The sequence below is a fragment of the Methylobacterium sp. genome (assembly GCF_028290105.1).
GTDB lineage: Bacteria > Pseudomonadota > Alphaproteobacteria > Rhizobiales > Beijerinckiaceae > Methylobacterium.
Window position 1 is genome coordinate 1 of record NZ_JAQGKL010000043.1, and the last position, 13831, is coordinate 13831.

Below are 13831 nucleotides of genomic sequence, written 5' to 3' on the forward strand. Positions count from 1 at the left end.
GTTCGCAAAGCCAGGAATTGCGAAGCGGTTAACGCCGGCGCTCAAATTCGCCGTTTCGGTGGAACGCGCACCGCTTGTGTCCCCACCGCATCACCTACCCACCGAAGCGGCTCGCCAGGGCGTGCGAGAGGCGCTCGCCCTCGGCGACGAAGCGGCCGGCGGCCTCGGTCGCGGCGGGGGTGCAGACCCGGTAGGTCAGGCTGTAACCGCGATAGCCGCGATTGTAGGCGCCGGCGAGGCGGTCGCGCCGGCTCGGGGTAACGCCCTCGGCCTCCATCAGGGCCTTCATCCGCGCCGGCCACTCGGCGGCGTCCCGCGTGGCGCAGAGTTCGCGTAGGAAGGCCAGCGAACCGATGATCTCGGAAAGCCGCATCAGGTCGCGATCATAGGGAGCCGGCGGCGGCTCGGGGGCGGGCGGCGGCTCCTTCTCGGCGGGTTTTGCCGGGGCTGGGCGCGACTGGCCGCCCCGGGATTGCTGGGCGAGGCCGGGACCGGACAGGGCCATCAGCACGGCAAGGCCCACGAAAAACGCCCGACGCGACACCGGATTGCTCACGCGCGCGGCTCCGGGCGCAGGGTCACGCGGGCGAAGGCCTCGCGGACGGTGCCGGCGAGGCCCGGCGTGGTCGCCAGCGCCTCGAGTTCGGCAAGCGTCGCCCAGCGGACGCCGAGCGCCTCCGGCCCGGCCACCGGCTCGCCCCCGGTCCAGAGGGCGGCGTGGGGATGAACCACGTAGTGATGGCGCACGCGCCCCGCCGCGTCGCGCAGGATGATCTCGGTGGGGCTGAGCACGCCCACCACCTCGGCCGAGAGGCCGACCTCCTCTTGCAACTCGCGCAGGGCCGCCTGCGCCAGGGGCTCGCCGGCCTCGACGAGGCCGCCGGGGAGGGTCCAGACCCCGCGCATCGGCTCGTTGGCGCGCGAGGCGAGGAGCACCGTGTCCCCACGCAGGACCGCGATCGAGGTTCCCACGAAGGGCCGCGCCGGGAATAGGCGGGACTCGGCGTCGTCGCGCTGCGGTCCGCTCACGGGGTCACCACGGCGATGCGGCCGTCGGCGAGGCCGACGAGGAGGCGCGTGGATGGTCCGCGCCCGAGGCTGGCGAGCCCGAAGGCGGCAGGCCCCGGCAGGGGCACGCGCAGGCGCTCGCGGATCCCGTCCTTCAGGGACAGGACCGCCAGGGCGCTGCGGTCCGCGATGGGCAGGGCGAGTTCGGCGGGGCCTGCCTTGGCCGGCTCCACCAGGGCCGCGAGATCCGCCTCGCCCTCGCCGGGTGAGACGTTGGTGTAGCCCGGCGCCTCCCCGGCCAGCCGCAGGGTGCCGGCCTCCAGGGTCCAGAGCTGCAGCAGGCCGGCGGCATCGGGGGCCGCGACGGCGGCGATCTGGGGCTGGCCTGACCCTGAGAAGTCAGCGATGGCCGCCGGCTTCAGGGGCTGGCCGCCGGGGGCCGTCCCCTGCGAGGCGCCGCGGGCGAGGAGCGTCCAGGCGGGGTCGGGCTTCGTCTCGGACGTGCCCTTTGGCTCGGCCTTGCCGAAGAGTGCGAGCGCGGAGCCCCCGGACGGAGCCACGGTGACGGCGACGATCACGGGCCTGTCCGCGAACCGGGCGATGCGGGGACGACGCAGGGCAAAGGCCGCCTCGGGCGCGGCGTTGAGCGTCGTGGCGACGATCGGCACCGGTTTCGGCTCGCCCCCCATCGCCACGGGCTGGCGTTCGCGGATGACGAGCTGGGCCGCCTGCTCGGGGCCGCCCGAGAGGGCCGGGACCGGGCCCGCGAGATGCACGCTCAACGGGCCGGAGACCGTGCGCCGGGAGCCCGGCAGGGCGCCGCGCGGGGTCTCGGCCGCCGCCAGACCCTCCACCGCCTCGGCACCGAGCAGCGTGGTGACCACCTGGCCCTCGACGAGGCTCAGGGCCGCGCCGCCCCCGTCTCCCCAGACGACCGCGATGGGCGCGTCCGCGTCGGCGGGAGCCGCAGCCTGGGCCGGATTGGCGCTGCGGGGCCGGGCGAGGGGCAGCAGCCCCGAGGTCGCCACGGCGACCGCGACCTCGCTGCCCGGCCCGCGCAGGGCGCGGGCGCGGAAGGGCAGGTCGAGGACCGTCACCATCGGGTCGGCGAGACCTGGCGTGGTCAGGCTCGGCACGGCAAGGAGCAGGAACGCGACGAGGCGCGCGCAGCGCCTTGTCGGTTCAGACATGCTGGCCGCCGTTGATGTGCAGTTCGGCGCCGTTCACGTAGGACGAGGCTTCCGTGCACAGGAAGTAGATCGCTTTCGCCACTTCGTCCGGCGTGCCGAGGCGGCGCTGCGGAATGCCGGCGACGATCTTGTCGGTACCCGGCGACAGGATCGCGGTGTCGATTTCGCCCGGCGAGATCGCGTTCACGCGGACCCCGAGGGGGCCGAAATCGCTGGCCATCTCGCGGGTCAGCCCGGCGAGCGCCGCCTTCGAGGTGCCGTAGGCTGCCCCCGCGAAGGGATGGACGCGCGAGCCCGCGATCGAGGTGACGTTGACGATGGAGCCCTTGGCCCGGGTCAACTCCTCGCAGAGGCCGCGCGCCAGCAGCAGGGGCGCGAACACGTTGACCTGGAAAACCCGCTGCCAGTCGCCGAACTCGGTGGCGATGGCCCCCAGGCGCTCGCCCTGCGGGCCCTTGGGCGAAATGCCGGCATTGTTGACGAGGGCATGGAGCAGGCCGCCTTCCGCCGCGAGGCGCCCGGCCACCTCCTCGATGCCCCGCACCGTGTCCTGCGGATCGGCGAGATCGACCTGGAGGTGATCCTCCGGGCCCATCTCCCAGGGGCAGTTTTCGGGGAAGGGATGGCGCGAGCAGGTGATCACCCGCCATCCGGCGGCCGAGAACCGTTTGACGGTGGCGTGGCCGATGCCACGGCTCGCCCCGGTGAGCAGCATGACGCGCCGGCGTTCGTTGGATGAGGCCAAGACCGTTCCTTCAGGATCGGGAGGCGCCCCGCGCGGCGTGACCGCCCCGCCGGAGATCGCCCCCACGCCACGATCAGGTCTAAGCGGCGCGGGGCGTAAAATCCAGGGTCATCCCGCGACGCAGCAAGGCGCGCCGGCACTCACGGATAGAGACGGTCCCCGCGCCAGCCATCGCCCTCTCGGGTAAAGCGGACCCGGTCGTGCAGGCGGAACGGCCCGTCCTGCCAGAACTCGATGGAGACCGGTGCGATGCGAAACCCCGTCCAGTTCTCCGGGCGCGGCACCGGCCCCTCGCCGTAACGCTCCGCCAGTTCGGCGACCGCCTGCTCCAGGGTCGCCCGGTCGGCGAGCGGCCGCGACTGACGGCTCGCATGGGCGCCGATGCGGCTGTTGCGCGCGCGGCTGGCGAAATAGGCATCCGCCTCCTCGGGCGTGACCCGGGTCACCGGCCCGCGGGCGCGGACCTGCCGGCGCAGGCTCTTCCAGTGCAGCACCAGGGCGGCCTGGGGGTTCTCGCGCAGTTCGTCACCCTTGGCGGACTCGACGTTCGTGTAGAACACGAAACCGCGCGCATCGACGCCCTTGAGCAGCACCACGCGCACGTCGGGCAGGCCGTCGGCCCCGGCGGTCGCCAACGCCATGGCGTTGGGATCGTTGAGTTCCTTTGCCTCCGCCTCGGCCATCCAGGTGCCGAACAGCCCCCACGGATCCGTGGCGCGGGTGAAGTCGCCGCCGGGGTCATGCGCCTCCTGGCCCGTGGCGGGGGAGGCGGCCTCATCGATCCTTAACCGTTCCAAGGCGTAGTCCTGTGGTGAGATCCGGGTCGGGGGCACCGACGTGGGACACGAGCGTTATCCGGCCCAACACGTCGTTCGAGATCAGGTGTAATGCGTCGGCGCGACTGTAAAGCCCAAGGCGTTTTGGAGAAAGTGGTCCCGCAGCCCGCGGGACCCGGAGGGTTGCGCGGCGTGCCGCGCCGCGCACTGCCCCTCGTCGGGGCCACCCTGCTGCTCGGCCTGAGCGGCTGCGGCCTGCCGATCATCACCTTCCAGGGCGAGGAGACGACGGCGGCCACCGGGACATCCGAAGGGGCCGTGGCAAAGGTCGCCGTGCTGGACGATCCGACCAGCACCGGCAGCATCGACAAACGTCCCCTGGGGTTCGGCAAAGACCTCGGGGCGGAGGATTGGCGGCGCGCCAACGCGGCGCTCGCCGTCGCCCTCGATCCGCAGGGGAACGGGCGCCCGGTGAAGTGGGACAACCCGGAGACGACCCTGCGCGGCTCGGTGAACCCCACCGGCCTGCCCTACGTCTCCAACGATCACGTCTGCCGCGACTTCCTCGCCTCCGTGATCTCCCCGGCGGGCGGGCGCTTCGTGCGCGGCACCGGCTGCAAGCCGTCCGGCGGCGAATGGATCCTCACGCGCGTCCGGCCCGCCAAATCGCCCGCCTGACGGATCGGAGGCCGCCGGCGTCGAGGGGCGCGTGGGATCACGGTTTCAATCCCGCGCGTTGACGGCGCGCCAAACGCAGCCGATTCTGACGCCGGACCGTTGCAGCGAAGCAACAAACTGTCCACATGACAGACGAATCCGAAGGTGTCGGGCAGGCGCCCGGCCCCAGGCGGCACCGAGAATCCTGAAGACCGATGCGAAATCCCTACGACGTGCTGGGTGTCCCCAAGGGCGCCACCGAGGCCGACATCAAGAAGGCCTATCGCAAGCTCGCCAAGGCCTATCACCCCGACCGCAACCAGGACGACGCCAAGGCCAAGGACCGCTTCGCGGAGGCCAACAGCGCCTACGAGATCCTGGGCGACGCGGGCAAGCGCGGGCAGTTCGATCGCGGCGAGATTGACGCGGACGGCAAGCCCCGCGCCACCGGCTTCGAGGGCTTCGGCGGCGGACGCGGCGGCTTCGGCGGCGGGGGCGGCTTCGACTTCGAGAGCGCCGCGCGCGGACGCGGACCGGCTGGGGGCGGCGGCATCGGCGAGGACATATTCTCGCACCTGTTCGGGGATGCCTTCCGGGCGGGCGGCGCCGGGCCCGGCGCGCAGCGCGGCCCCGCCAAGGGCGAGGACGTGGCGGCCGAACTCAGCGTGACCCTGGAACAGGTGGCGTCCGAGGAGAAGCTGCGCCTGACCCTGCCGGGCGGGCGCGACGTCGACGTGGTCGTGCCCAAGGGCGTGACCGACGGGCAGACCATCCGCCTGCGCGGCCTCGGCAGCCCCGCCGGGCCGCGCAGCGCGCCCGGCGACGCGCTGCTCACCATCCGCATCCTGCCCCATCCGCGCTTCACCCTGGAGGGCGCGGACCTGCGCGCCTCCGTGGAGGTGCCGCTCGAGGACGCGATCCTCGGCGGCCCGATCCGGGTGCCGACGCTGACCGGCGCGGTCGAGATGAAGATCCCGGCCATGACGGGCTCCGGGCGCACCTTCCGCCTCAAGGGCAAGGGCCTGCCCCGGAAGGACGGAACGCGGGGCGACCTTCTGGCCACCACCGCCGTGACCCTGCCCGGCACCGAGGATCCGGCCCTCACCGAGTTCGCCAAGGCGCGGCGCGCGGCGAAAGCCGGGTGACCCGACCGGTTAACCGGCCGGAACGCCGCCCCGATCCGTGACAGGGCCCCGGCTCCGGAACATCCCGCCCTTCCGTCCCCGGCGTGCCTCCGCTAAGGATGCCCGGCGCGTGAGCGCCGGGCCGTCGCGCGACGGGCGGGCGCCCCCGCGTCACGGCTCTCGTTCAGGTGATACATGGCGGACACGCAACCGGTTCACGATCACGTCGGCGGACTTCTCGCCGGCAAGCGCGGGCTGGTGCTCGGTGTCGCCAACAATCGCTCCATCGCCTGGGGCATCGCGAAGTCGGCGGCCGCCCACGGCGCCAAGCTCGCCTTCACCTATCAGGGCGATGCCCTGAAGAAGCGGGTCGAGCCCCTGGCGCGCGAACTCGACGCCCACGTGGTCGGCCATTGCGACGTCACCGATCCCGCCTCCATCGACGCGGTCTTCGCCGCTGCCGCCGAGGTGTTTCCGGAAGGGCTCGACTTCGTCGTCCACTGCATCGCCTTCTCGGACAAGGACGAGCTGACGGGCCGCTACCTCGAGACCTCGGAGGCGAACTTCACCAAGTCGCTCCTGATCTCGTGCTACTCGTTCACGGCGGTGGCGCAGCGCGCCGAGAAGCTGATGCCCAACGGCGGCTCGCTCCTCACGCTGACCTATTACGGCGCCGAGAAGTGGATGCCGCACTACAACGTGATGGGTGTCGCCAAGGCCGCCCTCGAAGCCTCCGTGCGCTACCTCGCGGCGGATCTCGGCCCCTCGAAGATCCGCGTCAACGCGATCTCGGCCGGCCCGATCAAGACCCTCGCCGCCTCCGGCATCGGCGACTTCCGCTACATCCTGAAATGGAACGAGTACAACGCCCCCTTGCGCCGCACCGTGACCATCGACGAGGTCGGCGACACCGCCACCTACCTCGTCTCGGACATGAGCAAGGGCATGACCGGCGAGGTCCTGCACGTGGATGCCGGCTACCACGTGGTCGGCATGAAGAACCCGGAAGCCCCGGACCTCAGCCTCGACCGGGATTGAGGAAGCGGGCCCTGCGGCAAGGCGCGCGACGCCGCGCCGTCAATCCGGCACGGTCAATCCGCTGATATCCGCCTGCGCCCGCGGAAAACGCGGGTCCATCGCCTCGAGCGTATCCGCGATGGTGCGGGCGACGAGGAGGTTGCGGTACCACTTCCGGTTGGCCGGCACCACGTGCCAGGGTGCCTGCGGGGTGGAGCATTCGGTGAGCGCGTCCGCGAAGGCGGCCTGGTAGGCGTTCCACGCCTTGCGCTCGACGAGGTCGGCCGGGTCGAACTTCCAGTGCTTGTCCGGGTCGGCGATCCGGGCCTCCAGCCGCTCCCGCTGCTCGTCCTTCGAGATGTGCAGGAAGAACTTGAGCACCGTGGTACCGGAGGCGCTCAGCATCCGCTCGAAGTCGTTGATCTGGGCGTAGCGCGCCCGCCAGACCGGCTCGGCCACCAGATCCTTTACCCGCACGACGAGCACGTCCTCGTAATGGCTGCGGTTGAACACGGTGATCATGCCGCGTGCCGGCGCCTTGGCGTGATAGCGCCAGAGAAAGTCGTGGTCGCTCTCCTCCGCGCTCGGCACCTTGAACGACCAGACCCGGCACCCCTGCGGGTTCACGCCTTCGAACACCGCCCGGATGCTGCCGTCCTTGCCGCCGGTGTCGATGGCCTGGAACACCACGAGGAGGCTGCGCGCGTGTTCCGCGTAGAGGCGCTCCTGGAGGGCGGCGATGCGGGCGCGCTCCGTGGCGAGCACCGCCTTGGCCGCCTCCTTGTCGAGCCCGCCACCGGCATCCGCATCGATCGAGCCGAGATCGCAGCGGGTTCCGGGCCGGACGGTGACGATGCCTGTCGCGGCGGGCGCGAGAATCGGGTCGACGCCTGCGACCTTGCCCGTCTTGCGGTGCGAAACGTCACGCTGCAACGCGGAGGACGATGTTTCGCCGGGCGGTTGGTCCCGTCGATGCTTGCCGTGATGCTTCGACATGATGAGACTCCGCGCTCGGTTGAGGGCGGGACTGTGGCAGCCGCCGGCATGCAGGGCCAGGATGTGAGCGCGAAAACGATGCCCCGGCCTGGCCGTTCCGGTGCGCGGCGGGGCGTGAGGTCGTGAATCCGATCTACTTCATCCGCCATGGCCAGACCGATTGGAACGCCGAAGGGCGACTGCAGGGGCAGCGCGACATCGACCTCAACGCCGAGGGATTGCGCCAGGCGGGGGCCGTGGCCGCACGCCTCGCCGCCGTCGCGGGCCCCGATCTCGCGGAGATGGATTTTGCCGCGAGCCCGCTCCTGCGAACCCGTCGCACGATGGAGACGCTGCGCACGGCCCTCGATCTCAGCCCGGACGGATACCGCCTCGACCCGCGCCTGAAGGAGATCAGCTTCGGCACCTGGGAAGGGTCGACCTGGGCCGAGATCCGGCGCTGGGAACCGGCCGGCGCGATCGCGCGCGACCGGGATCGTTGGGGTTACCGCCCACCCGGCGGCACCGGCGAGAGCTACGCCATGCTGGCCGAGCGCGTGGCGCCGGCGGTCACCGGCCTGACGCGGCCCACCGTGATCGTGGCCCATGGCGGCGTCGCCCGGGCGATCCTGGTGATCCTCGGCTACCTCACGATCCGGGATGCGCCGCGCATGGGCATCCGCCAGGGCAGCGTGCTGGTCCTCGACCGCGCGGGATGGCGCTGGGCCTGAACGCGCCCCTGGCGTTCAAACGCGGTTCAAGCGTGTCGTCCAAACGTGCTAGACGCGCCGTGATTTCGGCGCGATCCGGGCGCCTACCCGGCCAAAACGACGGTCCTCCATCGGGGACCGACAGCGGAGCAGCGGATGAGCGATCTCGCCGAGACGACCCGGCCCCGGGCGGAGACGCGCGGGCCGCAGGACGACAGTCGTCCGGCCATGTCGGGAGCGCGCGCGGTCCTGCGCGGCGCGGTTCGCCCCGATCTCATCCGCGACGAGGTCCTGGGCGAGATCTTTCGTGACAGCGCCCGGGCGCGCCCCGACCATCCGGCCCTCGTCGACGGGTCGGGTACGGGCCCCGGCGGCGTGCATCCGGCCTTCACCTATGGGCAGGTCGAGGCGCGCGCGTCCGAGATCGCGCGCGGCCTGTCCCATCGCGGCATCGGCCCGGGCGACGTGGTCGGCCTCTGGATGGCGCGCGGGCCGGATCTGCTGATCGCCCAGATCGGCATCACCCTGTCGGGCGCGGCCTGGCTGCCCTTCGACGCCGAAGCCCCCGCCGACCGCGTCGCGGTCTGCCTGACGGATGCGCAGGCCAAGGCGCTCCTCGTCTCGCCCGCCCTCGAGCCCCAGGCCCCCGCCGGCACGCCGGCCCTGACCGTGGCGGCGCTTGCAGCCGGCACGCCGGCCGAGGCGCCCACCCCCGATCCGCGCGCCCTGGGCCTGACGCCGGAGCACCCGGCCTACCTGATCTACACCTCGGGCTCGACCGGCGTGCCGAAGGGCATCGTCATCAGCCACGCCAACATCTGTCACTTCCTGCGCTCGGGGAACGCGCTCTACGGCATGCGTCCCGATGACGTGGTCTTCCAGGGCGCCTCCGTGGCCTTCGATCTCTCCATGGAGGAGATCTGGGTGCCCTACCTCGTCGGCGCGACCCTGTTCGTCGCGTCCCCGGCGATGATGGGCGACGTCGAGGCGCTCCCCGACATCCTGGCGCGCGCATCCGTCACCGTCCTCGACACGGTGCCGACGCTGCTGGCGATGATTTCGAAGGACCTGCCCACCGTGCGCCTCGTGCTGCTCGGCGGCGAGGCCCTGCCGGAGCCGCTGGTCGCCCGCTGGGCGACGGCCACGCGAAAACTCTTCAACACCTACGGGCCGACGGAGGCCACGGTGGTGGCCACCGCTGCAGAGATGCGGCCGGGCGTGCCCGTGACCATCGGCGGGCCGATCCCGAATTATTCGGTCTACGTCGCGGGCGAGACCCTCGAACTCCTCGCGCCGGGCCAGCAGGGCGAACTCCTCATCGGCGGCCCGGGCGTGGCGAAGGGCTACCTCAAGCGCCCGGAGCTGACGGCCGAGAAATTCATCGCGAACCCCTACGGTTCGGACGGCGCCGACCCGCTGCTCTACCGCTCCGGCGACGCGGTTTCGCTCGATGCGGCCGGCAACATCCTGTTCCATGGCCGCATCGACGATCAGGTCAAGATCCGGGGTTTCCGAGTCGAGCTCGGCGAGATCGAATCGCGCATCCAGGTCCTGCCCGGCATCAACCAAGCGGCGGTGGTGCTGCGCCAGGACGACGGGGTCGACCGTCTCGTGGCCTTCCTGGTGCCCGAGCGCGGCACCACCATCGACAAGGCGGCGTTGCGACACACGCTGGCCGAACAGATGCCGCCCTACATGGTGCCGGGGCATTTCGAGGCCGTGGAGGTGCTGCCCCGCCTGACCTCCGGCAAGGTCGACCGCAAGGCCCTGCGCATCGCCACCCTGACGGTCGCCGACACCTCGGGCGAGCAGGAGCCGCCCCGCAACGAGACCGAAGCCGCGCTGCTCGCCGCCGCCAACCGCATCTTCGGCAACCAGGCCATTCCGCTCGAGGGCGACTTCTTCGCCGATCTCGGCGGCCACTCGCTGCTCGCCGCCCGCTTCGTCGGCGCGGTGCGCGAGATGCCGGCGCTCGCCGCCATCACCCTGCAGGACGTCTACGGGAAGCGTACCCTGCGGGCGATGGCCGACACGCTGATCGCGCGGACCGGCGGCGCCGGCACCGAGACGGCGATCCGCGACCTCAGCTTCCCGGCCCCGTCCCTGAAGCGGCGCTTCCTCTGCGGCCTCGCGCAGGCGGTGGCCCTGCCCTTCGTGATCTCGCTCGCCACCGCGCAGTGGCTCGGGATCTTCGTCACCTACCTGCTGCTCACCGGCGGCGGGCTCGGGTTCTTCGGCGAGCTCGCCGTGCTGCTGCTCGTCTATATCGGCATCAACGCCGTGACGGCCGCGATCGCGGTGGCGGCCAAATGGCTGATCCTCGGGCGCACCAAGCCGGGGCGCTACCCGCTCTGGGGCGTCTATTACTATCGTTGGTGGCTGACCCAGCGCCTGACGCCGCTGGTCCATATCAAGTGGCTCCAGGGCTCGCCGGCCATCGTGTTCTACCTGCGGCTCCTCGGCGCGAAGATCGGCCGGGATGCCCTGATCTCCGACATCGAGGTCGGGGCCGCCGACCTGCTCAGCGTCGGCGCGGGCGCGTCGCTCGGCGGGCGTCTCGTCATCGCCAACGCGGAGGTGGTCGGGGACACGCTGATCATCGGTCCCGTGGAGATCGGCGCGGATGTCGCCATCGGCGCCTCCTGCGTGATCGGACCCGGCGCCGTCATCGGCGACCACGCCGAGATCGGCGACCTCACCACCATCCCCACCGACACCGTGGTCGGCCGGGCCGAGATCTGGGACGGCTCGCCCGGGCGCAAGGTCGGCGAGGCCGATCCGTCGGAACTGCCGGAGCCGGCCACGGCCTCGCCCGGGCGCCGGTTCGCCTTCGCGGCACTCTACGGCTTCCTGCTGGCGGCGATCCCCGCCATCGGCCTGCTGCCGATCTTCCCGGCCTTCTACATCTTCGACCAGCTCAACGACTCCCTCGGCGACATCACCGACATCGACTACCACTGGTACCTGCCGTTGCTGACCTGGCCCACCGCCATGCTGATGACGGCGGGCACCGTGCTCCTCATCGCGGCCATCCGCTGGCTGGTCCTGCCACGCGTCACCTCCGGCACGCGCTCGATCTACAGCGGCTTCTACATGCGCAAATGGGCGGTGGCGTTCGCGGCGGAAGTGACCCTGGAGACGCTCTCCTCGCTGTTCGCCACCGTCTACATGCGGGCCTGGTACCGACTGATGGGTGCCCGGATGGGGCAGGGGGCCGAGATCTCCACCAACCTCGGCAGCCGCTACGATCTGGCCGATATCGGGGCCCGCAACTTCGTCGCCGACGAGGTCGTGTTCGGCGAGGAGGAGGTCCGGCGCGGCTGGATGACGATGCACGAGGTCCATACGGGGCCGCGCGTCTTCGTCGGCAACGACGCGGTGGTGCCCCCGGGCGCCGTCATCCCCGAGGACGTCCTCATCGGCATCAAGTCGAAGCCGCCGGCCAACCACCTGATGACACCGGGCGACACCTGGTTCGGCTCGCCGCCGATCAAGCTGCCCTCGCGGCAGAAGGTCGATCTCGGCTCGAACACCCAGACCTACGAGCCCGGCATAGGGCCGAAGCTGCGGCGCGGCATCTTCGAGGCGTTCTCGACCTCGTTCTCGCCGATGCTGTTCATCACGCTGGCGATCACCGCCATCGATTGGTACTTCTACCCCGCGATCCTGGCGGAGGACTGGACCGGCCTCGCCGTGACCTTCGTGGCCGTCAGCGTGGCCATCGCCTTCATCCAGTCCTTCACGGTCATCGCGGTGAAGTGGCTGCTGATGGGCGTCTACAAGCCAGGCATGCAGCCGATGTGGTCCTGGTGGGCCATGCGCACGGAAGCCGTGGCGGTGTTGTACTGGGGCTTGGCCGGCAAGGTCCTGCTGGAGCACCTCGTCGGTACCCCCTTCCTGCCCTGGATGCTGCGGCTGCTCGGCGTGAAGGTGGGACAGGGCGTGTGCATGCTCACCACCGACATCACCGAGTTCGACTGCGTCACCATCGGCGACTACGCCACCATCAACCGCACCTCCGCCCTGCAGACGCACCTCTACGAGGACCGCATCATGAAGGTCGGCCGGGTCGTGATCGGCACCGGCGTCTCGGTGGGGGCCTTCTCCACGGTCCTCTACGACACCAAGGTCGGCGACTACGCCCGCCTTCGTCCACTGACCATCGTGATGAAGGGCGAGTCGATCCCCGCGCATTCGGAATGGGAGGGGGCACCGGCGGTGCCGGTGGTGCACGCGGCGAAGTAAGTCGCGACCTCCATCGCCACCCCTCCGGTTGAGGGCTATCGATCGGAGTAGGGTCGGATCGAACGCCGGAGGCAACATGACCAGGGCGGCTTCGAGCGATGGGCTGACGAAGTTCCAGCGCTACAGACAGGCACGGATCCGGCGGGGCATGAGGTTGCTGCGCGTCTGGGTGCTCGACCCGAAGTCTCCGGAATTCCAAGCCGCGGCGGCACGTCAATCGTCCGTCCTGCGCGGCGTACCGGAAGACGCGGAGGCCCTCGGCTTCATCGGTGCTGCCGCGGACTGGCCTGACGCGTGAGGCGTGGCGACATCGTCACGGTCTCCGCGCCCGGCGCCTACGGCAAGCCCCGTCCGGCCGTGATCGTGCAATCGGATTGGCTGCAGGACACCGATAGCGTGCTCGTGACCCTACTCACCCGCACGCTTCGCGATGCGCCTGTCCCTCGACCCGACGCCCGGTAGCGGATTGCGGGTTCCATCGCAGGTCCTGGTCGACAAGATCCTCCCGCGCGACAAGTGCGGCGCGGTCATCGGCCATATCGGGGACGAGGCCGTCCTGACCTTGAACCAGATGCTGACCGTCGTCCTTCGACTGGCCGATTGAGTTGCGCCGACGCGCATCGCAGGTCCGTCGCAAGCGCCTCGACCGCAGGATCGCGGCTGCGACGCTCCGAGACGGCCGGGTCCGGGAAGATCCATGGGTCAGCCCGGCAACCGCACCCGAACCGCCACCGTTGTTGTTCCACCCGGCACCGGCGTCTGCCGGAGAACCAGCCTCCGACGTCGGTCGATTCCGGGGGGCTGATCTCTTCTCGGAAGCTCATGTTCCGCGAAGGAAAATGCTCCTCGCTCAGCCCTTCACTTCGTCCTTCGGACCGAGCCGCTTGTCGAGGTAGGTGTCGACCGTCTGGGTCAGTTCGTCGACCTTGCCGTCGAAGAAGTGGTTGGCGCCCTCCACCATCTGGTGCTCGATGATGACGCCCTTCTGCACCTTCACCTTCTCGATCACCGGCATGACCTCGCGGGCCGGGGCGACCCGATCCTCGGAGCCGTGCACGAACAGGCCGGAGGAGGGGCAGGGCGCTAGGAAGGTGAAGTCGTAGCGGTTGGCCATGGCGGCGATCGAGATGAAGCCCTCGATCTCGGGGCGGCGCATCAGGAGCTGCATCCCGATCCAGGAGCCGAACGAGACGCCGGCGATCCAGCAGGCCCTGGCCTCGGGGTTCACCGCCTGCACCCAGTCCAGCGCCGAGGCCGCGTCCGAGAGTTCGCCGGTGCCGTGGTCGAAGGCGCCTTGGCTGCGACCGACGCCGCGGAAGTTGAAGCGCAGGGCCGCAAAGCCGCGGTTGGCGAAGGTGTAGAACAGGTTGTACACGATCTGGTT

At 70.8% G+C, this 13831-nt stretch carries 15 protein-coding genes; 8 read left to right on the forward strand and 7 right to left on the reverse strand.

The features are described from left to right. Positions 1-94: 94 nt before the first annotated feature. The 5 genes from JWQ05_RS03430 to pdxH form a co-directional block, all read right to left on the reverse strand. Complete coding sequence (locus tag JWQ05_RS03430) at positions 95-505, reverse strand: TIGR02301 family protein (RefSeq protein WP_299654527.1); 411 nt, start codon at positions 503-505, stop codon at positions 95-97. A 47-nt stretch (positions 506-552) separates the two neighbouring features. Continuing rightward, entirely contained in the window at positions 553-1029 is a 477-nt protein-coding gene (locus JWQ05_RS03435) for an NUDIX hydrolase (RefSeq protein WP_299654499.1), read from the reverse strand. Then, positions 1026-2198: a hypothetical protein gene (locus JWQ05_RS03440; RefSeq protein ID WP_299654502.1), complete on the reverse strand. Its 1173-nt coding sequence runs from the start codon at positions 2196-2198 to the stop codon at positions 1026-1028. The genes JWQ05_RS03435 and JWQ05_RS03440 overlap by 4 nt, the downstream gene beginning before the upstream one ends. Next, entirely contained in the window at positions 2191-2913 is a 723-nt protein-coding gene (locus JWQ05_RS03445; RefSeq protein ID WP_299654530.1) for an SDR family oxidoreductase, read from the reverse strand. Before JWQ05_RS03445 ends, JWQ05_RS03440 begins: the two co-directional genes overlap by 8 nt. A 170-nt stretch (positions 2914-3083) precedes the next feature. After that, a complete protein-coding gene (gene pdxH, locus JWQ05_RS03450) occupies positions 3084-3725 on the reverse strand; it encodes a pyridoxamine 5'-phosphate oxidase (RefSeq protein ID WP_299654533.1) in 642 nt (213 codons plus the stop codon). Between the two features lie 186 nt (positions 3726-3911). On the opposite strand from pdxH, the gene JWQ05_RS03455 reads away from it, so the two are divergent. The 3 genes from JWQ05_RS03455 (at position 3912) to fabI (ending at position 6538) form a co-directional block, all read left to right on the forward strand. Then, the gene (locus JWQ05_RS03455; RefSeq protein WP_299654505.1) at positions 3912-4397 is read left to right on the forward strand and encodes an RT0821/Lpp0805 family surface protein; all 486 of its coding nucleotides are present in this window, start codon (positions 3912-3914) and stop codon (positions 4395-4397) included. Positions 4398-4591: 194 nt separating this feature from the next. Then, on the forward strand, positions 4592-5521 hold the full coding sequence (locus JWQ05_RS03460; RefSeq protein ID WP_299654508.1) for a DnaJ C-terminal domain-containing protein: 930 nt from the start codon (positions 4592-4594) through the stop codon (positions 5519-5521). Between the two features lie 174 nt (positions 5522-5695). Further along, a complete protein-coding gene (fabI, locus tag JWQ05_RS03465; RefSeq protein ID WP_299654511.1) occupies positions 5696-6538 on the forward strand; it encodes an enoyl-ACP reductase FabI in 843 nt (280 codons plus the stop codon). Between the two features lie 39 nt (positions 6539-6577). Here the strand turns inward: fabI and JWQ05_RS03470 are convergent, their stop codons facing one another. Then, complete coding sequence (locus tag JWQ05_RS03470; RefSeq protein WP_299654514.1) at positions 6578-7513, reverse strand: polyphosphate kinase 2 family protein; 936 nt, start codon at positions 7511-7513, stop codon at positions 6578-6580. 122 nt (positions 7514-7635) lie between these two features. On the opposite strand from JWQ05_RS03470, the gene JWQ05_RS03475 reads away from it, so the two are divergent. The 5 genes from JWQ05_RS03475 (at position 7636) to JWQ05_RS20720 (ending at position 13051) form a co-directional block, all read left to right on the forward strand. Further along, the gene (locus JWQ05_RS03475) at positions 7636-8223 is read left to right on the forward strand and encodes a histidine phosphatase family protein (RefSeq protein WP_299654517.1); all 588 of its coding nucleotides are present in this window, start codon (positions 7636-7638) and stop codon (positions 8221-8223) included. 135 nt (positions 8224-8358) lie between these two features. Beyond that, positions 8359-12447, forward strand: a complete 4089-nt coding sequence (locus JWQ05_RS03480; protein WP_299654520.1) for a Pls/PosA family non-ribosomal peptide synthetase — start codon at positions 8359-8361, stop codon at positions 12445-12447. A gap of 76 nt (positions 12448-12523) precedes the next feature. Next, entirely contained in the window at positions 12524-12745 is a 222-nt protein-coding gene (locus JWQ05_RS03485) for an antitoxin MazE-like protein (RefSeq protein WP_299654523.1), read from the forward strand. After that, positions 12742-12909: a type II toxin-antitoxin system PemK/MazF family toxin gene (locus JWQ05_RS20715; RefSeq protein WP_366944544.1), complete on the forward strand. Its 168-nt coding sequence runs from the start codon at positions 12742-12744 to the stop codon at positions 12907-12909. Before JWQ05_RS03485 ends, JWQ05_RS20715 begins: the two co-directional genes overlap by 4 nt. Then, positions 12878-13051 (forward strand): hypothetical protein, encoded by a 174-nt coding sequence (locus JWQ05_RS20720; RefSeq protein WP_366944545.1) that lies wholly within the window; start codon positions 12878-12880, stop codon positions 13049-13051. Before JWQ05_RS20715 ends, JWQ05_RS20720 begins: the two co-directional genes overlap by 32 nt. A gap of 246 nt (positions 13052-13297) precedes the next feature. Here JWQ05_RS20720 and JWQ05_RS03495 read toward each other — a convergent pair. After that, the coding region (locus JWQ05_RS03495; RefSeq protein WP_299654524.1) for a CocE/NonD family hydrolase at positions 13298-13831 on the reverse strand (534 nt) is incomplete at its 5' end.

What these genes read in the sequence shown, in the direction of transcription:
- JWQ05_RS03430 (WP_299654527.1), bottom strand. Translation starts at nt 505, where the DNA reads ATGGCCCTGTCCGGTCCCGGCCTCGCCCAGCAATCCCGGGGCGGCCAG.
- JWQ05_RS03445 (WP_299654530.1), bottom strand. Translation starts at nt 2,913, where the DNA reads ATGCTGCTCACCGGGGCGAGCCGTGGCATCGGCCACGCCACCGTCAAA.
- JWQ05_RS03460 (WP_299654508.1), top strand. Translation starts at nt 4,592, where the DNA reads ATGCGAAATCCCTACGACGTGCTGGGTGTCCCCAAGGGCGCCACCGAG.
- JWQ05_RS20720 (WP_366944545.1), top strand. Translation starts at nt 12,878, where the DNA reads ATGCGCCTGTCCCTCGACCCGACGCCCGGTAGCGGATTGCGGGTTCCA.
- JWQ05_RS03470 (WP_299654514.1), bottom strand. Translation starts at nt 7,513, where the DNA reads ATGTCGAAGCATCACGGCAAGCATCGACGGGACCAACCGCCCGGCGAA.
- JWQ05_RS03485 (WP_299654523.1), top strand. Translation starts at nt 12,524, where the DNA reads ATGACCAGGGCGGCTTCGAGCGATGGGCTGACGAAGTTCCAGCGCTAC.
- JWQ05_RS03480 (WP_299654520.1), top strand. Translation starts at nt 8,359, where the DNA reads ATGAGCGATCTCGCCGAGACGACCCGGCCCCGGGCGGAGACGCGCGGG.
- fabI (WP_299654511.1), top strand. Translation starts at nt 5,696, where the DNA reads ATGGCGGACACGCAACCGGTTCACGATCACGTCGGCGGACTTCTCGCC.
- JWQ05_RS03440 (WP_299654502.1), bottom strand. Translation starts at nt 2,198, where the DNA reads ATGTCTGAACCGACAAGGCGCTGCGCGCGCCTCGTCGCGTTCCTGCTC.